Here is a 20,941-nt window from a genome sequence, read left to right as displayed (position 1 = left end):
GCCCGGTGTCGTCGAGTTGCTGTGCGACCCAGACGTGTTGTTGCGCGCGCGTCAGCGGTAGGCGCCGGGTCATGCTAGCTCCTCGATGGTCGCGTGGGGATTTCGGGCGATGGCGGTCAGCAGGTCTCGCATGACGGATCCGATCTCGGCCACCTGTGATTCGTCGAAAACACTGTGGAGATAACCGATTCGGACTCTCAGTTCGGGTCCCGGATCGACGGTGACCGACAGCGGATAGTGGGTGCCGTCGGTGAGTTCGAGGCGCGCGCCGGTCACACCGTCCAGCCCGGCGAGCGCGGCGTCGAGTCGCTCGGCATCCACCGGATAGGACTCGAAGACGACCACCGTGTCGAACAGCATGTCGCGCAGACCGGCGGCAGCGTGGATCTCGCTCAGCCCGAGTTGGTGGTGTTCGATCATTTCGGCCTGTTCGGCCTGCACCGCGTGCAGCAGATCCGCCACGGGCGTGTTCGGACCGAATTGCACGCGTACCGGCACGGTGTTGATGCACAGTCCGACAATGGATTCCACGCCGGGCAGCGCGGCCGGGCGGCCGGAGACGGTCACTCCGAAGACCACGTCACCGCGTCCGAGCCTGCGTCCCAGCAGGATTGCCCAGACCACCTGCACCACGGTGTTGACAGTGACGCCGAGTTCGGCGGCGGTCCCACCGAGTTCGCCGGTGGTCTCCGCATCGAGGGACCAGCGGTATTCCCCTGTCGTGACCGTGCTTTCGCGAGTGCGGGCGGGCGGGGCGACCAGGGTCAGTGCGCTCACGCCGTCCAGGACTCGCCGCCAGGCCCGGGTGGATGCGGCCGGGTCCCGGTCGTGGTTCCAGGCGAGGTAGTCGCGGAAGGATCCTGCCGGTGCGGGCAGCGGCTCCCCACCGGTGTAGAGCGCGAGCAGATCGCGCAGCACCAGCGGTAGCGACCAGCCGTCGAACAGGATGTGGTGATAGGTCACGATCAGCACCGTCTCGGCCCCCGCGACACGCGCGAGCGTGAAGCGCAGCAGCGGCGGACGGGCCGGATCGAATCGACGTGCACGCTCCTGTGCGGCCAGCTCCACGAGATCGTCCGCGGTGGCCAGATCCACTTCGCGCCAGGGCAGTTCGACCGTTTCGGGCACCACCTGGAGGGGCGTGCCCGAAGCGTCGAAGACGAAGGCCGCACGCAGGTTCGCATAGCGCTGCAGGATGCGCTGCCCGGCCTGTCGCAGCCTGTCGCGGTCGATCGCGCCACCGGGCCGCAACACCGTCTGCACGTTGTAGACATCGGCGACGTCGGCGGCGGCCGCCGTGGCTATGACGGCGTGGACGAACAGCCCCGACTGCAAAGGCGCGAGCGGCCACACGTCGGTGAGCGGGCCGTAGTCCTGCTCCCAGCCGGTGATGTCCTCGCGGCTCACCTGCACCAGCGGGAAGTCCGACGGCGTGTGCCCGCCCGCGCGTTCGTCCCGGGCGTGGCCGGCGATGGCTCCGAGCGCGGTCACCCACAGCTGCGCCAGGTGCGAGACCGCCGCGTCGTCGAGAAGCGTGGTGGGATAGGTGAATCCGGCGCGCAACTCGGTGCCCGTCACGATCGCGTTCACGTCGACGGCGACAGCCGCGGGCAGGTCCGGATCCGGGTCGGCAGCCGGTGTCGCGAGCACTCCCGCACCCAGGTCGTCGACGCGGCCCAGGTAGTTGAAGCCGACCTGTCCGGGCATGGCCGCCGGGAGCTGTTGGGCGGCCTCGGGATTCAGGTAGCGAAGCAATCCGTAGCCGATTCCGTGGTCGGGGATGGCACGCAGCTGTTCCTTGATGGTCTTGAGCACGGCACCGATCGCCTCGGTCCCGGCCAACGCCGCCTCGATACCGATCTCACGAAGATCGAGCCGAACCGGGTACAGCGAGGTGAACCATCCCACGGTCCGGGTCAGGTCCGCGCCCGGCGCGATCTGTTCCTCTCGCCCGTGGCCTTCCAGCCGCAGCAGGGAAACCGGAGCGTGCGTGCCCCACCGGGCACGCCAGACCGCGAGCGCCACGGCCAGCGCGGCGATCAGGACCTCGTCGACACCCATGTGGAAGCGTGCGGGAACAGTCCGCACGAGCGCCTCGGTGACCGTTTCGTCCACGGCGACCTCGACCGTCCGGAGCCCGGAGGCGTTATCGACGGCGGGATCCAGCGGCCGGTAGCCCAGCAGGGGATCCGGTGTCGCGCACACCCGCCGCCAGAATTCGAGCTCGGCGGCCCGCTGCGGCGCGTTCGCCGCGTCGACCAGACCGTGCGCCCAGCGGCGCATGGAGGTTCCCACCGGATCCAGCTGCGGCACCACGCCACTCGCGGCACTCGCGAGGGCTGCGAACAGGTCGGGCAGCAGGATGCGCCAGGACACGCCGTCCACGGCGAGATGGTGCACGGAGATGATCAATCGGCCTGGCACACTCCCCCGCGCGGCATCGAGCCGGACGAACTGCACCATCACCCCGGCGGCGGGATCGAGGCGATCCAACGCGGCGTCGAGTTCCGCGGTGACGAGCTCGCGCAGGGTATCGGTGTCCGCGGCATCCTCGAAGGTGCCGCGGTGCACCAGCTCCGACGCATCGAGCGCATCCGTCGACATGGTCTCGAATCGCCATTCGCCGGAGTCGTCGCGGAACAACCTGCTGCGCAACATATCGTGCCGGTCGATCAGCGCCGAGACGGCCCGGATCAAGTGATCGTGCCCGGTGCGAGCGGGCAGTTCGATGGTGAGGGTCTGATTGACCCGGCCGAAACCGCCGCCACGTTCGGCCAGCCACCGGACCACGGGCGTCAGTGGCATGTCGCCGACCCCGCCACCGGGCAATTCCGGCAGCATCCGAGGTGCGTCGGCATCCGCCTCCGGTGTCCTTGCGACAGCGGCGATCCCGGCCACCGTCCGGCGCTCGAACACCTCGCGCGGCGTGAAGTGCAGGCCGCGAGCCCGCGCCCGTGAGGCCAGCTGAATGGAGATGATGCTGTCCCCGCCGAGCGCGAAGAACGAGTCGTCCACGCCCGGCCGGCCGACACCGAGCACCTCGGTGAAGAGCTCGGCCACCACCTGTTCGGCGGGGGTCCGCGGCGCTCGATCCGAGCGCGGCACCAGAACGGGATCGGGCAGCGCGGCCACGTCCAGCTTGCCGTTGCCGGTCAACGGCAGCGTATCGACCAGCACGATGGCAGCCGGGCGCATGTAGACGGGAACACGGTGTGCGATATGCGTTTCCAACGATTCGACCGCGGGTGCGGTCTCGACGGCGGGAACCACATAGGCGATCAGGCGTGCCGATCCGGAATCCCCGGCCCGGGCCACGACGACCGCCCGAGCCACCGACTCGTGCTCGAGCAGCGCGGCCTCGATCTCCCCCGGTTCGATGCGGTAGCCGCGAATCTTCACCTGCTGGTCACCGCGGCCGAGATATTCGAGCTGCCCGCCGCCGTTCCAGCGCGCCAGATCACCGGTGCGATACATGCGGGCACCGGGCGCACCGAACGGATCGGCCACATAGCGCTCCGCGGAGGTCGCGGGGCGGGCGTGATAGCCACGGGCGAGCTGGGCTCCCGCGAGATAGATCTCGCCGCGCGCGCCGACCGGCGCCGGCCGCAGGCGCGAATCCAGCACGCGCACAGTCACTCCCGGTAGACCACGACCGACGACGCTGGTCTGCGCCGACCCGGCGTGTGCACGGTCCACCGCGAAGTGGGTGGCGTGCACGGTCGCCTCGGTGATGCCGTACAGGTTCGAGATCCGGGCCGTCCCCGCCCGATCCGTGTCGTACCACGCCCGCAGACTGCCCGGATCCAGCGCTTCGCCACCGAGCACGATATGCCGTAGCGCGGGCACGGCGGCGGGGCGCAGTCCGGTGCCGAGGAGCGCGCCGAAGGCCGAGGGTGTCTGGCTCAGCACCGTAATGCCTTCGCGGGTAACCAGTTCGGCGAACTCGTCGGGCGAGCGTGTCAACCCGGCGTCCACGACGACGAGCGTGCCGCCACTCGCGAGCGCACCCCACATCTCCCACACCGAGAAGTCGAAGGCATGCGAGTGGAACATGGTCCACACATCGGTGTGGCCGGTATCGAGCAGACCGCGCGTCGCGGCGAGCATGGCGACGACATTGCGATGCGTCACGCTCACGCCCTTGGGACGCCCGGTGGAACCCGAGGTGTACAGCACGTAGGCGATATTGTCCGGGCCCGGCGCGATCGAGGACTCGGCGCCGTTGGCGTGGCCGCGGTCGGCACCGTCGAGCACCAGATACGGCCGGTCGCTCGCGGGCAGTGCCGCACGGTCGGCGGCCGTGGTCACGACGCAGACCGGGTTGGTCTCGCCGAGGATGAATTCGAGCCGCTGCGGCGGATTGCCGAGATCGAGCGGAACGTAACCCGCGCCCGATTTGAGAACTCCCAGGAGCGCCACGATGAGCTCCACTGATCGTGAAACACCCACGGCGACCAGCGATTCCACGCCGACGCCGTGCGCTGCGAGCGCGCGGGCCAGGTCATCGGAGGCCGCGTCGAGGTCGCGGTAGGTCAGCGCGCGGTCGCCGCAGCGCACCGCGACGGCATCTGCGCGCACCGCGGCCTGGGCACGGAACAGATCCACGAGCGTCACGTCCGGCACCGGCGCGGCGGGGCGCTGCCAGCCCCGCACCCGGTTGTGTTCCGCCTCGCCGATCGGATCGATCTCCGCCACAGGGGCATTCGGATTCGCGGCGAGCGCCGCCAGTACCCGGGTCAGCCGTTCGCCCAGTCGTGACACGGTCTCCGCGTCGAGCAGCTCGGGCCACCAGCCGGCCAGCAGGTGCAGCCGATCGGTTTGCCGGACAGTCAGTGTCAGCGCGTAGTGCGTCGCCTCCCTGGACTCGAATCCGCCGATGGCCAGCCCGGCGAATGTGAGGGCGTCCGACCGCAGTTTCGCCTCGTCGACGGGGTAGGACTCGACGACCAGGAGCGTGTCGAACAGGTTCCGCTCACCGACCTGCGTCTGCGCGCCGATATCCGGCAGGCCCAGGTGGTGGTGGGCCGTCAGTTCGAACTGCTCGCGCTGTACGCGACGCAGTAGCGCACCCACGGACTCGCCCGGGGTCAGTCGAATGCGCACCGGGATCGTATTGATGAACAATCCGACGATGTTCTCGACGCCCGCGAGGTCGGCGGGGCGGCCGGAGACCGTGGTGCCGAAGAGGACGTCGTCGCGATCGGTGGTGCGCGCCAGCAGGATCGCCCAGGCCGCCTGCACGACGGTATTGATCGTCACCTCGAACTCGGTCGCCAGCCGGGTCAGCGCCCGGGTCTGCGCCTCGTCCAGGTCGAACGCCCGCTCCCGGGGCAGGGTGGTGGGGGCGTGCACGGCGGCGGAATCCGCGAGCAGCGTCGGCTCCGTGACCCCGGCCAGGGCCTTGGCCCATACCTGTCGCGAAAGCGAGTTGTCCTGCCGGGCAAGCCATTCCACGTAGCGGCGGTAAGGATGCGGAGGTTCGAGCGCGAGACCGGCGTAACCGGCCATGATCTCGCGCAGCAGCAGGGGGATGGACCAACCGTCGAGGAGCAGGTGGTGGCAGGTCACGGCGAACCGGGTCCGCCCGTCGCCGAGGCGGAGCAGGAGGAAGCGCAGCAGCGGCGGCGCGGTGAGGTCGAACGGCATCGTGCGTTCGGCGTCGAGGAGGCCCTGGTCATCGCCGCCCGCCGCGGACAGATCGACCTCGCGCCAGGGCAGGACCACATCGCCGGTGACGATCTGGACGGGGGTCCCGGCGGCATCCACCTCGAAGGCGGTGCGCAGGTTGGCATGTCGCTCCAGCACGGCCGCCGCGGCCGACCGCAGGCGCGCCGCGTCGACCGCGCCCTCCAGACCCAGCACCAGCTGCACCGTGTACACGTCGACCGCGTCCGGATCGAACAGAGCGTGGAACATCATGCCGGATTGCAGCGGCGCAGCCGGCCACACCTCGCTCAGCGTCGGGTACCGCTGTTCCCAGGTGTCGATATCGCCCTGTGTGACGGTCACGAGCGGGAAGTCGGATGGGGTGTGCCCGCCGCCGGTATGGGGATCGCGCGCGTGGCGCGCGAGCGCGCCCAGCGCCGCACGCCACAGCTCGACCAGTTCCGCACCCGCGGCCTCGCCGAATATGCCTCGCGCGTAACCGAAGCCGGTCACCAGGCGCTGGCCGAGGACGATGGAATCCACTTCCACGGCACCCAGCGCGCCCCGGCGGGCGTCGGGACGAATGGCCAGCATGCCGAAGTCGGTGGAGGGCAGGAAGCCGATTCCGGCCAGCTCCTCCGGAATGTCGAGGCCGGTGATGTGCCCGAAGTAGTTGAACGAGATCTCCCCCGGCTCGCCCACCGGCAGTGCGGCGGCGGTGTCCTCGTTCAGGTATCTGAGCAGGCCGTAGCCGAAGCCATTGTGCGGCGCTGCCCGCAGCTGTTCCTTGACGGCCTTGATCGCGGCTCCCAGGGCCGGGCCGCCGCCGAAGGCGTCGTCGAGATCCACTCCGGTCAGGTCCAGCCGCGCCGGGACGATGGAGGTGAACCAGCCGACGGTGCGCGACAGTTCCGTCCCGGGCACCGCATCCTGTTCGCGGCCATGGCCTTCCAGGCGCAGCAGCACCGACCGCTCGTCCTCGCCGCGCCGCGACCGCCAGCGCGTCACCGCCAGCGCGAGCGCGGTCAGCAGCGCGTCCGCGACGCGGGCCCGGTAGCGCTCGGGAATGGCGGTGAGGATGGCGGCGGTATCACGTTCGTCGAGTTCGACAAAGGTGTGCGCGACGTCGGCTGCCATATCGCGGTGTGGATCGAAGGGCCGCTCGCCGAAGGACGGCGCCGGGCCCTCGACGATCTCGCGCCAGAGCGGCAGCTCCGCGGTGAGCGCCTCGGTGTGCGCGGCGTCGACGAGGGCGTGCGCCCATCGGCGCATGGATGTTCCGACCGCCGGCAGCCGCGGGGTGTTCCCCGCCGCGACCGCCGCCCATGCGGCAATGAAGTCGGGCAACAGGATTCGCCAGGAGACGCCGTCGACGGCGATGTGGTGCGCGGCGATGACGAGCATTCCGGGAGCGGTGCCCGAATCCGGGGTCAGCCAGACGAACCGCAGTACCGCGCCGACGGACGGGTCGATCCGGTCGATGGCCGCGTTCAGTTCGAATTCGGCGAGTGCCCCGAGTTCATCACCGGTGAGGCCGGCGTCGTAGGCAACCTGGTGGACGAGGGAGTCCACATCGACGCTGCCCGGCGGCGTGACCCGCGCATGCCAGTCCCCCGAGCCGTCGCGGTAGAGCCGCGAGCGCAGCATGTCGTGGTGATCGACGACGGCGGAGAGGGTGGAAACCAGTGCACCGCGGTCGATTCCGGCCGGCAGGTCCAGTGTCATGGACTGGCAGAAACGGTCGAAGGTGCCACCGCGCTCGACCAGGAACCGGAGCACCGGGTTGAGCGGTAATTCGCCGACGCCGCCGCCCGGAAGTTCGGCGAGCGGCGGAATCTCCTCTCCGCCCGCGGTTTCGGCAATGGCCGCCAGGCGGGCGACGGTGCGGTGCTCGTAGACCTGTTGCGCGGTCACCGCGATACCGCGCGACCGTGCCCGCGACACCAGCAGGATCGACATGATGCTGTCGCCGCCGAGCGCGAAGAAGGATTCGTCCACACCGATGCCGTCCCGGCCGAGCACCTCGGCATAGGCGGCGGCGAGCGCGGTTTCGGTGTCGGTGCGCGGGGCCCGGAAGGCCACCGTCTCGACATCGGGTGCGGGCAGGGCCTTTCGATCCACCTTGCCGGAACGGTTCACCGGCAGTGCGGGTAGACCGATGATCACGGCGGGCACCAGGTGCCTGGGCAGTACGGCACGCAACCGCTGGTCCAGAGCGTGCGGATCGATGCTGTGCCCGGCGGCCGGGGTGACATAGGCGATCAGGCGACCACCGGCCCCACCGGCAGGGTCGGCGTCCTGAACGATGGCAACCGCCTGGGCCACGGATTCCTGTGCGGCGAGCACCGATTCGAGCTCGCCGAGTTCGATGCGCACACCGCGCAGCTTCACCTGGAAGTCACTGCGGCCGAGGTACTCCAGCTCGCCGTGACCGGTGGACCGCACGATGTCACCGGTGCGGTAGAGCCGCTGCCCGCAATCACCGAACGGGTCGGCGACGAAACGTGCGGCGGTGTGCCCCGCCCGGCGCACGTAGCCGCGCGCGAGCGTCGCGCCACCGAGGTAGAGCTCGCCCGGCACGCCCGCCGGAACGGGCCGCAGAAAGGCGTCCAGCACGTGGGCACGGACCCGCCACGCGGGTGCACCGATGGGCACTGCGGCAATGCCGCTCTCACCGATCGCGTGCCGGGTGACGGCGACTGTCGCCTCGGTCGGACCGTAGAGATTGTCGTAGCGGGCGCCCGGAGCGACAGTCGGCAGAGCTGCGGCGAGTGCGGGCGTGAGCGCCTCACCGGCGAGCAGTATGCGACGCACACTCGGCGCCATCGGCGCGGCCACCGCCTGCCGGTGCGCCGCGAGCGTGGACGGCGTGAACTGCACCGTGGTGACATCGTGGTCGAAGATCGCTCGCGCCAGCTCGCTCGGATCGCCGTGCGCACCCGCCCCGGCGACCACGACCCGAGCACCGACGGTGAACGGCCACAACACCTCCCAGGCCGAGACATCGAATGTCAGGGCGGTCTTGCGCACGACCGTGTCGGTGTCGTCGAGGCGGTGCAGGTGCTGCATCCAGGTGAGATGAGCGCACACCGCCGCGTGGGTGACGCCCACGCCCTTCGGCTGCCCGGTGGAGCCGGACGTGAACAACACGTACGCCAGGTTTTCCGGACGCAGCGGGGCGACGCGATCGTCGTCGGTGACCGTGGCGCCCGAGTCGGCGGCCAGGTCGAGTTCGTCGATGTGGATCACCCGGACGCCATCGGGAGCGTCGAACCCGTCCCGCCGCGTGGTGAGGACACACACCGGCTGTGCGATGTCGAGCACCTGAGCATGACGCGAACGCGGATGCTCCGGGTCCAGCGGCAGGTATGCGGCGCCGGTTGCCAGCACCGCGTGCACCGCGAGGATCTGTTCGGCCGATGGCCCGAAAGCGAGCGCCACCACTCGTTCCGGCCCGACGCCGAGGGTAATCAGCCTGCGCGCCAGCCGATTCGAGTCACCGTGCAGGTCCGCGTAGGTCATGCCGGGATCGCGTCCGACGATCGCCGACGCCTCCGGCGAGCGGGCCGCCTGCTCGGCGAACAGAGCCGCGAGTGTCGTGGACGCCGTGACCACGTCGGCAGGGGGACTGCCGATGAGATGCTCGATCTCCCCCGGTGCGGCGATGTCGATCCGGGCAATGGGCGTATGCGGCGTGCGGACCAACTGCTCCAGCAGCCGAACCAGCCGGTCCCGGTGCGAACGATGCGCTCCGGGAACGGCGATCCGCCAGCCACCGGCCGCCCGATCGTCGACGCACACGGTGAACTCGTCGCCGCCCCCGAAACACTCGGTCACCGATGCCGTGCCGACACCGTCGACCGCCACACCGCCGAGCATGCGTACCGTGAGCGGCCACTGCCCGTGCACCGGCGAATCCACCCACGGCTCATCGATATCGGGGATGAACCTGTGCCGCCGTGCCTTGCGCAGCTCCCGCCCCACCTGTTCGGCGATCGAGCGGAACCCCGCCTGCGCGGTGACCGGAATCCGCAGCGGCACCGTCGTTTCCCCGGTATCGAGTGCGAGCACGCACTCCCCCGCAGACGCCAGGCGAGACGCATAGACGGCCAACGCCGCCAGCACCACCGCAGGCGCACCGCCGCCGCACGTACGCGCGATCCGGGTCAGCTCCGCCACTGCCCCCACCGCTGCCCAGACCGCCCCGTCCGGCGTACCACCGGAGGGAGGCGCGATACCCGCGGCGGCAGGTTCGGGCCGGGCGGCATCGACGAGGGTTTGCTCCCAGTAGTCCCGGTCGGCGGACCACGCGCCTGATTCGCGGTATCGGCGTTCGTTTTCCAGCTGGTCCGCTGTCGCGCCGAACGGCGGATTCGTACCGGGAGTGGTGGTCGCACCGGCCAGGAGGTCGCGCACTCGCGCGAGGATCGCGAGCGCTCCCGGGTGGTCGTTGACCAGGCGGTGATAGCGCTGGTACCAGCCGAGTCGGCCATCGGGGAATCGGAAGACGGCCTGCCGGTACAGCGGCCCGTGTGCGATATCCATCGGGCGCGCACGTTCGTGCGCGATCCACTCGGCGACGAAATCTCCCGGATCCGTCCCGTCGGCGCTGAGCACGGCAGTCGGGGCGGGCGGGTTCCGGGACACCTGGATCGCGCCTGCGTCATCGCGGAACACACTGTGCACCAACGGGCATTCCGTCATGACGGCGTCGATGGCCCGGCGCAGGGCGTCCGCGTCCACCGAGCCGGTCAGTTCGATGTACAGGTCGACATAGCGATCACCGGCCGCGAGGGCGGCGCGTTGCGTATCGCTGGGGACCTGCGGTCCGGCCGTCGCGATGCGGGTGGTCTCAACGATAGTCATGGAATCCTTGTCCGGTCTTGCGGCCGAAATGTCCTGCGGCGACGAGCGTCGCGAGCGCGGGCGGAATGCGGTAGTGGTCCTCGCCGGTCTCGTGCCGCAGCACCTCGATGGTGTCGGCGACGTTGTCCAGGCCGATCAGGTCGGCGGTACGCAGCGGACCCATGCGGTGGCCGAGGCAGCGTTCGAAGAGGGCGTCCACCGTCGCGGCGTCGGTACCGGTGTCGAGGGTGGCGGCGGCCTGCGCGATGCTCAGCATGAGGAGGCGGTTGATGACGAACCCGGGGCGGTCGCCGACGACGAGGGCTTGCTTGCCGAGCGCGGTGAGCAGTTCGGTGGCGCGCGCCATGGTGCCGGCCGAGGTCTGTGCCCCGCGAACGACTTCCACCGCATCGGTCAGCGGGGCCGGGTTCATGAAGTGCAGGCCGAGCACGCGATCGGGGCGACCGGTCGCGGCGGCCAGCCGGGCGATGGGGATGGCCGACGTCGCGGAGGCGAGCACGGCGTCGGCCGGGCAGATACGGTCCAGTTCGGCGAAGAGCTTCTCTTTCAATTCGATCCGCTCGACCGCGCACTCGATGACGAACTCGACCGCGTCGAGGTCATCGAGGCGGTCGGTCCAGCACACCCGGCGAGCAGTCTCGAGCGCCGTCCGCCGATCACCGCGGCCCAGCAGCAGCGCCAGGCGCACCGCTTCGTTCAGGCCGCGGCGCGCCCGCTCCACGGCGGCCGGATCGGGTTCGACCACAATGACATCGCGTCCCGCCTGCGCGAGGCACTGTGCGATGCCGGCGCCCATGGTGCCCGCGCCGATCACTGCCACGACTCCGGTCATCGGGTCACCTCCGTTTCCGTGATGCAGCGCACCGCGATATCCGGCACCGGATCATTCGGTGCCGCCAGCAGGCCGTGCAGCAGCCGGGTCAGATCCGAGAGCATCTGCTGCGCGGTCGATTCGTCGAAAAGTTCTGTGGCGTAAGCCAGTTTCAGGACCGCACGGTCACCGGGATCCCGGTCGAGCGCCAGTTCCGCAGTGTCCGGCGGGGTGTCGCCGAACCAGATGGCCCCGGCCCGGCTGTCACCCTGGGCCGACGCGGCCAACTCCGCGACGGTTCGTTCGAGCAGTTCGGCCCCGGTGGGTTCGTCGGCGAAGTCCATTCGGGCGGTGCCGGTAGCCGAGCCGACCACTACGTCATCGGAGCCGGAGTACCAGCTCAGCAGTGCCGCCCAGGCGGCGAGCAGGTCCGCATCGCCCGGCACGGCATCGAGCCGCTCGCGCACCGTCCCCGGCGTGTATCGGGCCGAGCCGGTTCCGCGCGGGCGATCTGTCGGAATATCCAGTGCCACAGCCTGTTCCGCCGCATCCACGCCGGCAGGCGATGGCACGGTGACGAGCAGTTCCTCGATCGACCGAGCCGGAGCCGACTCCACGACCTCGGTGAGGATCTCGAGGTAGGCCGCGGCCAACCCCGCGGCGGTGCGCTGGGTGAACAGCTCGGTGCTGTACTCGAAGCAGGCCAGCATGTCGAGGTCGTCGCTGCGATCGTAGGTGATCAGGCTGAGGTCGAATTTGGCCGTGCCGGGCGGCAATCCGCCGAAGGCATTGTGGATGGTGTGCTCCGAGTCGAAGAACTCCGTCGCCCCGCCGCCGAGCGGGTTGGCCGAGCCGGCGCCGGTGAGGTCCTGGTGGACGTAGAGCACATCGAAGATCGGGGTGCGGGACATGTCGCGCTGATCGTCGAGGGCATTGACCACCCGCTCGAATGGGATCTCCTGATTCTCCAACGCGCCCAGCACGATTCCACGCACTCGTTCGAGCAGATCGCCCAGCGTCGCGGGACCGGAGAGGTTGGCGCGCAGCGCGACGGTGCTGTTGAAGAAGCCGATCAGCCCTTCCAGCTCGCGGCGGGTGCGGCCGGTGGTCGGCGTGCCGACGACGAGGTCGCGCTGACCACTGCGCCGGGCGAGCAGCAGATAGAAGGCGGACAGCAGCACCACGAACAGCGACACCGACTCCCGCTTCGCGACCGTGCGGGCCGCGGCGAGCAGCGTCGCCGGCACCGTGAACGGCTCCAGCTCACCGGCGAACGTCTTGCGCGCCGGTCGCGGGAAGTCGGTGGGCAGCCGCAGTTTCGGCGCGCCACGCAGCATATGCGTCCAGTATTCGAGCTCGTGCACGAGCGCGCCGGAGTCGAGCAGCTCCCGGTGCCAGCGCGCGTAGTCGCGGTAGCGGATCGGCAGCGGTTCCAGCTCGGCCGGGCGCCCCTCCCGCCGGGCGGCATAGAGCACCGGAATCTCGCGCGCGAGAATCCCCGGCGTCTGACCGTCGGTGACGCAGTGATGGCACACCACCTGCAGCACATGCATATCCGGAGCGAGCTCGACCACCAGCACCCGCACCATGGGGTCGCGGCCCAGATCGAACGGCCGGGCCGCGGCCTCCCGGAGCAGCTCGCGTGCCCGGGCGACCGGATCGCCTGCACCGGACACATCGATGACCCTGAAGAACTCGCCGAGAGCGGGCCGCACTCGCACCGCCGGCACACCGTCGACCTCGACGAGGTTGTAGCGCAGCGGTTCGTGTCGCTCCGCGAAATCCTCGAATGTTCCCTTGACCGCGTCGACGTCGATCGGCCCGCGCAGCACGTTGACCACCGGATAGTTGTAGAGCGTGGTGTCCGGAACGAGCTGATGGTGGAACCACATCCGTTCCTGCCCGGGCGACATGACCAGCTCGTCGGTGCGGGTAATGGCCGGCAGCCCGCGGGCTCCCGGCATCACCTCGGGCGCCGGGCGCGCCCCTTCCCGCAGCAGGTCCGCGAACTCGGCCACCTTGGGTCGCTCGTACACATCGAGCAGTTTCGGCCGGAACCCGAATGCCTCCTCCGCCCGCTCGACCAACTGCACGGCAATGATCGAATTGCCGCCGACATCGAAATAGTCGTCATCCAGCCCGATTTCGGTCTCCGCGTGCAGCAGTTCGCGCAGCACTGCGCGCAACCACTCCGCCGCATCCGACGGCACGGCGGCCACCGGAGGCTCGGGCGCGGCGACAGCTTCGACGGGCTCGGACGCGATCTCGGCATGCTGTGCCGCAGTGGGCGGTTCGACCCAGCACCGGGTGCCGTGCAGCGGGTGCCCGGGCAACCGCATCCTGCGACCGGTCCCGTCCTGCACCCGCGCCCAGTCGAGATCCACTCCACGCTCGTAGAGCCGCCCCAGGATGCCGAGCGCCCCCGCGGAATCGGCGGAGCCGAACAGGATCTCGGCATCCGCACGACCCGCGAGGTCCTCGGTGAGGTACCGCCCGAGCATGCCGTCCCGGCTGGGATCGACGAAGACGACCGGCCCATCTCGCAAGAGCAGTTCCGCCGCCGCGAGCAGACGCGCCCGGTCCACCGCGGGCGTCTCCGCGGCAACAGCCACTTCGCCGGGGTCGACAGGCTCCCACGACCCGAGCAGATAGCGTGCCGCGAACTTCGACGCGCCCCCACTGAGCACGGCCGCGAACTGAATCCCACAGGCCCGCAATCGATCGTGCACCGCGAGCTGTGCCGCGAGCACCGCGGCCGTCTCCCCGTTCGCGGGCAACTGTTCCGGCAGTGCGGCGCCACCTTGCCCGGTCGGCCGAGCACCCGGCGAGAGCAACAGCGCCACTCGCGGCGCGACCGGCTGCACACCGTCCGAATCGAGGGCAGCGCCGCGTGTTTCGAGCAGATCGGCCAATTCCGTTGTGCTGCTCGCACATACCGCGATTCGATGGCCGAAGTGCGCACGGCCCCGGCCGAGCGTGAACGCCACATCCGCGAGATCGATCGAATCGTCCCGCATACGCCCCGCCAGCGAGCCGCACAGGTCCGCGAGCGCAGTCGCCGTCCGCGCCGAAACCCCGATCAGCCGGGACACCGGCTCGCGACTCGCCTCGGCCGGTTCGGCTTCCGGCTGCGGTACCGCATCGGGGGCCTGCTGCACGACGCAGTGGGCGTTGGCGCCGCCGAGGCTGTAGGAGCTGACACCGGCCAGGCGCGGGCCGTCGCACCGCCACGGTCTCGGTTGCGTGACCACCTCGAGGCCGGCCGCGGCCAAGTCGAGATCGCCGGTGGGACGGTGGAAATGGAGAGAGGGGAAGAGTTGTCCGTCGGCGACCGACAGGACGGCCTTCACCAGGCCGGCCACACCGGCGGCGTGATCGAGGTGGCCGATATTGGTCTTCACCGATCCGATCGGGAGGACGGTGGCGCGCTCGGCGAACGCGGTGCGCAGGCCCTCCAGTTCGACGGCGTCGCCCAGCCGGGTGGCGGAGCCGTGGGCTTCGAGGTATCCGGCATCACGGGGATCGGCACCGGCCTGGCGCCAGGCGCGCGCGATGACCCGGGCCTGTGCGGCAGCGCTGGGGGTGCTGATGGTTGCGGCGGCATGGCCGTTGTGCAGGACGGCGCTGCCCCGGATGACCGCGTAGACCGGAGCACGGTCGGCGTGGGCACGCTCGAGCGTGGTCAGCAGTAGCGCCGCACCGCCTTCGCCGGGGACAGTGCCGTCGGCGTCGGCGTCGAAGGCTCGGACCCGGCTGCTCGGTGAAGCGATCTCGGTCATGGTCTGCAAAGCCCAGGCCGGAGCGCCGTGCGCGCGGACGCTGACTCCGCCGGCCAGTGCGTAGTCGGCGTCGCCGCTGCGCAATTCGCGGCAGGCGTGGTGGACGGCGATGAGGGAGGCGTTGCAGCCGCTGTCGACGGCGTAGCAGGGGCCGTCGAAGCCGAGCAGGTGTGCGATGCGGGCGGGGACGCCGAAGGGCAGATTGCCCAGCATGGCAAGGGGGCCCGGGTCGACGGCCATGGCGTGATAGCTGGGCATGGGCGCGCTGAACACCACCGCGGTGGGGGCCGCGCGCAGGGTGGCGGGTGCGTAGCCGGCATCCTCGATGGCGCGGTGCGCCAGCTCCAGGGCGATCCGCTGCTGCGGATCCATCAGGGCCGCTTCACGTTTGGAGAGGCCGAAGAACGCGTAGTCGAAGGTGTGGATATCGACGAGGTGCCCCATGGGCAGATACCGGACGCGGCGGTCCAGGGCGGTCGCCGAGGCGCGAGACTCCGGCATGGGGCCGATCGAATCCCTGCCGGCGGCGAGGTTCTCGCGGAACTCGTCGAGGTTCGCCGCGTCCGGGAAGCGCGCGCCGATGCCGATGACGGCGATGTCGCCGTCGCGTGGTGCGGGTGCGGTCACGATGTCCTTCACACTTCGAATGCCAGGGGAACGTCCGCCGGTGCGGCGGGCTGTAACAGGTCGGCGGGCAGTGCGGCCGCCTGCGCGGCCACGGTGTCCAGATCGAACAGCAGGCCCACCGAGATGGCGCCCGGCCAGCGCGCCTGCAGGCGCATGTGCAGCGCGACCACGCGATGGGAGTTGCCGCCCACGTCGAGAAAGCGGTCCGCGCGATCGAATTCGTCGTGCAGCAGCACCTCCGACCAGATCTCGCCGAGGGCACGCTCGGTCTCGGTCCAGTCGTCCCGCGACACCGCCGGCCGGACCGTGGAACCGGTCAGCAGCGCGCGCAACACCGCCTCGTCGAGCTTGCTGCTGCCCGGCGTGATGGGCAGGGCATCGACGGTCACGAACCGTGCCGGAACCGCTTCCGGCACGAGGTGTTCGGCGCAGAATCCGGCCAGCGTGCTCGATGCGGGCGGGGTCGCCGTGGTGTCCAGCGGCACCCAGAAGGCGGCCAGATATACCGAGTCGTCGACATCGGCGACGGGCAGCACGACCGCTTCACGCACGGCGGGATGGTCTTCCAGCACCGCCTCCACCGCGCCGCGTTCGATCCGCACGCCACGGACCTTCACCTGAGTGTCGACCCGGCCGTGGAATTCGATGTCGCCGTTCTCGTCCGTGAGGGCGAGGTCGCCGGTGAAGTACATGCGAGCACCCGGTTCGGTGGCGAAGGGGTCGGCCACGAATCGAGACGCGGTCAGTCCGGGACGGGCCGCATAACCGTCGGCGATCTGCCCGCCGCCGAGGTACAGGTCGCCGCGAGTGCCGCGGCGCACGGGGCGCAGCTTGTCGTCCAGCAGGTGAGCCGTCGTGCCCGCGGCCGGCTTGCCCATCGGGACGACCTGCCGCGGCGTGTCCGCGACGTACGGGCCGATACAGGTGATCGTCGCCTCGGTGGGGCCGTATTCGTTGTGCAGCGCCACGGCGGGCAGGACTTCGCGGTGCTCGTCCACCAGGCGCGGCGGGACCGCCTCCCCGGCCAGGATCACCGTTCGCAGCGTCGGCCGTAGCTCGGCCAGCCGTGGCAGCGCCAGCCGATAGAACGACGGCGTCGCGATGAAGTGCGAAACACGTCGGCTGCGAGCGAGTTCGGCGACGGCGTCGACATCTCGCACCATCCGGTAATCGGGGAACACACTGGTGCCGCCGACCGCGAGCGGCCAGACCACACCCAGCAGGGAACCGTCCCAGATCAGCCGCAGGGCCGAGAAGGTGACCAGCGCACCATCGGTGTGCGCATTGTTCCGGGACCCGATCTGGGTGGCGAGGTTGGCGCGGGAGACGACCACCGCCTTCGGAACACCGGTGGAGCCGGAGGTGGTGATGGCGTAGGCCGGGGCGAGCCGCGGCGGCGGGCCGGGCAGCGGGATCCCGGGTGGATCCACCCGCGCCGCGATGTCGATCACCGCTGGACCATTCGTCGCGTCCGCCAGCGCCGCCGCCGTATCGCCCGGAGTGAGCGGATCCCGGCCGTCGATGATCACCGCGGCACAGTCCAGCGCCGCCAGCGCCGCACCGAGCGACGACTCGCCGCCGTGGCCGGGTTCGATGACACACCAGGCCGCGGCGGCGCGCAGGGCCGCGATCATGCCGATCACGGTGTCCAGGGTCTGCCGCTGGTAGACGACGACCGTCTGCCCGGGCCGCGCCCCGGCCACGAGCAGGCGGCGTGCGAGAGCCATTGTCGCGGTGTCCAGTTCGCGGTAGGTGAGCGACCGATCCCCGACCACGACCGCGAGACGATCGGGCACCCGCTCGAACTGGCACATCAGGCCGCCGAGCAGATCCACGCTCATCGAACCACCTCGACATGGCCGGTGCCGCCGATGTTTTCGGCGGGCACGGTGCACACGAGCAGAATGCGATCGCCGTCCTTCTCGGCCACTTCGAACCCGGCGAAGCGCAAAGTCACGAGCATGACCCGATTCCGTGGCGTGGCAACGAATTCCGCCGCAGGCCGCAAACCGGCCGCGCGGGCACGGCGCACCACCTCGGCGATGAGAGTCGTGCCGACGCCGCGCGACATGACCCGACAGGACATGAGCAGCAGGAGCAGAACCGCATCGGGGCCGCGCCGTTCGGTCACCGCCAGCCCGATCGTGCCGTAGCCGCCGAAACGGTCGGTCAGGGCAGCGACGAGCACCTCGTGACGCGGGGACGCGCACAATGCCCGCAGCTCGTCCATGCCGAAGGTGACGCCGGTGGTGTTGAGCTGGTGGGTGCGTTCGGTCAGCTCGTGGGCGCGAACCAGATCCGCCTCGGTCGCCTCGCCGACGGTCATGACCAGATCCAGCGAGGCCAGGAAATCCGCGTCCGAGCCGCTGAATTCGGCTTCGGATGTCGTGCGCTCCCGTTCCGCGCGATACAGCAACCGGCGCTGCCGTGCCTCGGATGACGTTGTGGCCACGATGAATTCGGGAAGGTCCGGGAGTTCGGCGATCCGGTCGGCCGGATAGCATCGGACCTCCGGGAAGGCAGCGGCCACCTCGGCCAGCTCGAACGGATCGTTGTCGACGAAGGCGATCGTGTCCCGGCCGATATTGAGGGATTCGGCGATCCGGCGAATGGCCTCCGACTTGGGTCCCCAGCTGATCTCGACGGCCGAGAACATGTCCTCGATACCGTGCTTGCGCAAATGCGCTGTGGCCGCATCTGGTTCGCCACGGCTTGCGACGGCATGCAGGATGCCGCGTTCATCCAGTGTCCGGATTGCATGCAGCGCTTCCGGTTTCGGTGTGCCGCCGTCCGACTCCAGTACAACGCCGGGCCACACCGTATCGTCGAGATCCCAGACCAGGCATTTCACTGTCGCCGCCATTACACCCTCCGTAGCAGGCCGGCGCTCCACGCGGCGACCGGGCTGCTGTTCAACAGCAGCGCGTATGCACCGGGTGCACGGGTGGCCGCGGCAGCCTCCAGATTGATCATCATGTCCATCGAGCCCAGGTGGCCGTAGGCCGCGAGATTGGTCCGGCAGACCTTGTCGACCGGGCGATCCAGGGCCTCCTCCCAGAAGGCGAAGGCGCCGGCCGACAGGTTCTGCATGAGGATCGGTCCCACCTCGTCGTCTCGAATGCCATTGCGCCGCAGCAGTTCCGGAATAATGGCGTCGAATCGCTTCTTGCTCTCGACCGCGAGCCGGAACGAGTAGGTGGACTCGTCCGCGCATACCTCGGCCCACTCGCCGGAGTCGATATCGCGGTAGTCGATGCGGAACAGGTCCGCGTATTTGCCTTCGCTGCGCACGATCTGGTCGACGAACTCCCAGCGGCCGGGGCCGGAGGTGGTGACCAGCAGTGCGGCCGCACCGTCACCGAGCAGCGTCATGGGGGCGCGGTAGCGATTCCGGGTGGGCGTCCTGGCGGCGGTGACCACCAGGACATTGCGGCAGTGGGCATCGGCGCGAACCAGGCTGGCGGCGAGAGTCAGTGCGGCGGAGACGGATACGCAGCCGAGGTCCCCGGCCGCCGTGGTGAAGGCGCGGGCCGCGCCGAGGCGGTGTTGCAGCCGGGTCGCTTCCGAGGCGAGCAGGTACTGCGGCGCGCGGCCGGTGACCAGAATCAGCGCGTCCAGCTCGGCGGCCGCGAGACCGGCCTCGTCCAGCGCCGCGCGTGCCGCCTCGGCGGCAAGATCGACCTCGGTCATGTCGTCAGCGGCGCGCACCGTGTCGATGCCCAGGGCCAGGGCGTGTTCCCGGCGGTTCGGGGGCAGATCGGCCAACTCCGCGAGCGTGGCGACCGCGGCGATCCGGTCCGGGAACCAGGTCGCGACCGGACCCAGCAGCACGCGTTCGTTCATGATCGCGCACCCCGCATGACGTGCTCGCCCATGGCCACCTCGGCGACCTCCTGTGCTCCCTCGATGATCTGCATGACTTTGGCGTCGCGATAGAAGCGCCCGATCCGGCTGTCCGGTGCGCAGCCCGCCGCGCCGAGTACCTGCACGGCCCGTTCGCTGACCGCCGCCGCGACACCGGCGGCGGCGTATTTGGCGGCAATCGTGAAGATCAGCGCCTGGGGCGATCCCGTGATCCGCGCATCGGCCGCGCGTTCGCAGAGGGCTTGCGCGCCTTCCACATCCGCCCAGCAGCGGCCGAGCGTGGCGCGGATCAGCTGATGTTCGGCCAGCGCGGTGCCGCCCTGCACGCGGGTGGCCGCATGGGCGGCCGCATCGCCGAGGCAGGCGCGGGCCAGCCCGACACCACCCCAGGCGACGGTGTAGCGGCCGTGATCCAATGCGGTGCCGAGGACATGGGACAGACCGAACCCCGGTGGTGCGATCAGCTGGGTGGCGGGTATGCGCACGCGGTCGAACCGGACGGTCGCCAGCCGGGCGCCGCGCAACCCGAGACCGCTCTCGGCAGGTTCCACACCGACCCCGGGCCGGTCCCGATCCACCAGTGCGGCGCACAGTCCACCCGGCGCTCGACCGAGCACGAGGTAGACGTCCGCACGCTGACCGAAGGTCACCCACAGCTTGGTACCGGACACCAGGATATCCGTGCCCTCGGGCTCGAAAGCGGTAGTGACAGCGGACAACTCGGTTCCGGCACCGGCTTCGGTCGCCGCCAGCGCGGCGATGACCTCACCGGCGATGAGCCGGCGCAGCCACGCCTCGCGCTGCGCGGCCGTACCCCACCGATCCACCGCCGCGGCCACCATGCCGTGCACGGTCACCAGCGAACGCAGGCTGGTGCACGCGTGCCCGAGCGTCGCGGCCAATCGCCCGAGCTCCCGCGCATCGAGCTCCGCACCACCGAAGCACGCGGGCCGATCCGCTCCCAGCAGCCCATTCCGAGCCGCAAGCTCGATCATCTCGTCGGGCAGACCGTCCCGATCCCACCGTGCCGCATCGCGGGCCGCAGCCTGCACGAGGTCGTCCACGTCGATCACGAGTGGCTGTCCCCGCCCTGCTTTCGGACAACGAAGGCCGCCGCACGCGCGGCACTCCGAAAGTTGTCGAGCTCGAGATCATCGACATCGACCGAGATCCCGTAGGTGTTCTCCACGTGCACGACAATCTCCAGCGCCCGCAGTGAATTCACCAGTCCGAGCGCGAAAATGTCGTCCTCCGGCGCCAATTCGATCTCGGCCATCGACCCGAAGTAGGCCAGCAACTCCTGCGTCAGCTCCGCCCGATGCCGCACGCCCCGCGCCAGATCCTCCAC

General features: G+C 70.1%; 9 protein-coding genes (1 of these 9 only partly in view). All 9 read right to left on the bottom strand.

Features of this window, described 5'->3' with window-relative positions; translation table 11 throughout:
* Tightly spaced (each overlapping or abutting the next), the 9 genes in view from ACWEQQ_RS39230 to ACWEQQ_RS39190 form a layout consistent with a single transcriptional unit that may run on beyond the window.
* A protein-coding gene (locus ACWEQQ_RS39230; RefSeq protein WP_452351746.1) for an amino acid adenylation domain-containing protein crosses the window boundary here: on the bottom strand, positions 1-73 show its 5' portion. It extends 7,457 nt beyond the left edge of the window; the window shows 73 of its 7,530 coding nt (coding positions 1-73); the start codon lies at positions 71-73; the stop codon falls past the left edge of the window.
* On the bottom strand, positions 70-10,512 hold the full coding sequence (locus ACWEQQ_RS39225) for an amino acid adenylation domain-containing protein (RefSeq protein WP_452351745.1): 10,443 nt from the start codon (positions 10,510-10,512) through the stop codon (positions 70-72). The genes ACWEQQ_RS39230 and ACWEQQ_RS39225 overlap by 4 nt, the downstream gene beginning before the upstream one ends.
* A complete protein-coding gene (locus ACWEQQ_RS39220; protein ID WP_452351744.1) occupies positions 10,499-11,344 on the bottom strand; it encodes a 3-hydroxyacyl-CoA dehydrogenase family protein in 846 nt (281 codons plus the stop codon). Before ACWEQQ_RS39220 ends, ACWEQQ_RS39225 begins: the two co-directional genes overlap by 14 nt.
* On the bottom strand, positions 11,341-15,741 hold the full coding sequence (locus ACWEQQ_RS39215; protein ID WP_452351743.1) for a condensation domain-containing protein: 4,401 nt from the start codon (positions 15,739-15,741) through the stop codon (positions 11,341-11,343). Before ACWEQQ_RS39215 ends, ACWEQQ_RS39220 begins: the two co-directional genes overlap by 4 nt.
* A complete protein-coding gene (locus tag ACWEQQ_RS39210; protein WP_452351742.1) occupies positions 15,738-17,570 on the bottom strand; it encodes a non-ribosomal peptide synthetase in 1,833 nt (610 codons plus the stop codon). The genes ACWEQQ_RS39215 and ACWEQQ_RS39210 overlap by 4 nt, the downstream gene beginning before the upstream one ends.
* On the bottom strand, positions 17,567-18,592 hold the full coding sequence (locus ACWEQQ_RS39205) for an HAD-IIIC family phosphatase (protein ID WP_452351741.1): 1,026 nt from the start codon (positions 18,590-18,592) through the stop codon (positions 17,567-17,569). Before ACWEQQ_RS39205 ends, ACWEQQ_RS39210 begins: the two co-directional genes overlap by 4 nt.
* Positions 18,592-19,572 carry a 3-oxoacyl-ACP synthase gene (locus tag ACWEQQ_RS39200; protein WP_452351740.1) on the bottom strand — a complete coding sequence of 327 codons (981 nt, stop codon included), beginning with the start codon at positions 19,570-19,572 and terminating at the stop codon, positions 18,592-18,594. The genes ACWEQQ_RS39205 and ACWEQQ_RS39200 overlap by 1 nt, the downstream gene beginning before the upstream one ends.
* Positions 19,569-20,666, bottom strand: coding sequence for an acyl-CoA dehydrogenase family protein (locus ACWEQQ_RS39195; RefSeq protein WP_452351739.1), 1,098 nt, complete (start codon positions 20,664-20,666; stop codon positions 19,569-19,571). The genes ACWEQQ_RS39200 and ACWEQQ_RS39195 overlap by 4 nt, the downstream gene beginning before the upstream one ends.
* Positions 20,663-20,941: an acyl carrier protein gene (locus tag ACWEQQ_RS39190; protein ID WP_452340307.1), complete on the bottom strand. Its 279-nt coding sequence runs from the start codon at positions 20,939-20,941 to the stop codon at positions 20,663-20,665. The genes ACWEQQ_RS39195 and ACWEQQ_RS39190 overlap by 4 nt, the downstream gene beginning before the upstream one ends.

The organism is Nocardia sp. NPDC004123, assembly GCF_053603795.1.
Note: the sequence above shows the minus strand (reverse complement) of the source record. Positions and strands in the feature narration are given on the sequence as shown.

Excerpts from the sequence above, each read along its gene's own strand:
- ACWEQQ_RS39225 (WP_452351745.1), bottom strand. The coding sequence starts at position 10,512 with ATGACTATCGTTGAGACCACCCGCATCGCGACGGCCGGACCGCAGGTC.
- ACWEQQ_RS39200 (WP_452351740.1), bottom strand. The coding sequence starts at position 19,572 with ATGAACGAACGCGTGCTGCTGGGTCCGGTCGCGACCTGGTTCCCGGAC.
- ACWEQQ_RS39220 (WP_452351744.1), bottom strand. The coding sequence starts at position 11,344 with ATGACCGGAGTCGTGGCAGTGATCGGCGCGGGCACCATGGGCGCCGGC.
- ACWEQQ_RS39210 (WP_452351742.1), bottom strand. The coding sequence starts at position 17,570 with ATGAGCGTGGATCTGCTCGGCGGCCTGATGTGCCAGTTCGAGCGGGTG.
- ACWEQQ_RS39205 (WP_452351741.1), bottom strand. The coding sequence starts at position 18,592 with ATGGCGGCGACAGTGAAATGCCTGGTCTGGGATCTCGACGATACGGTG.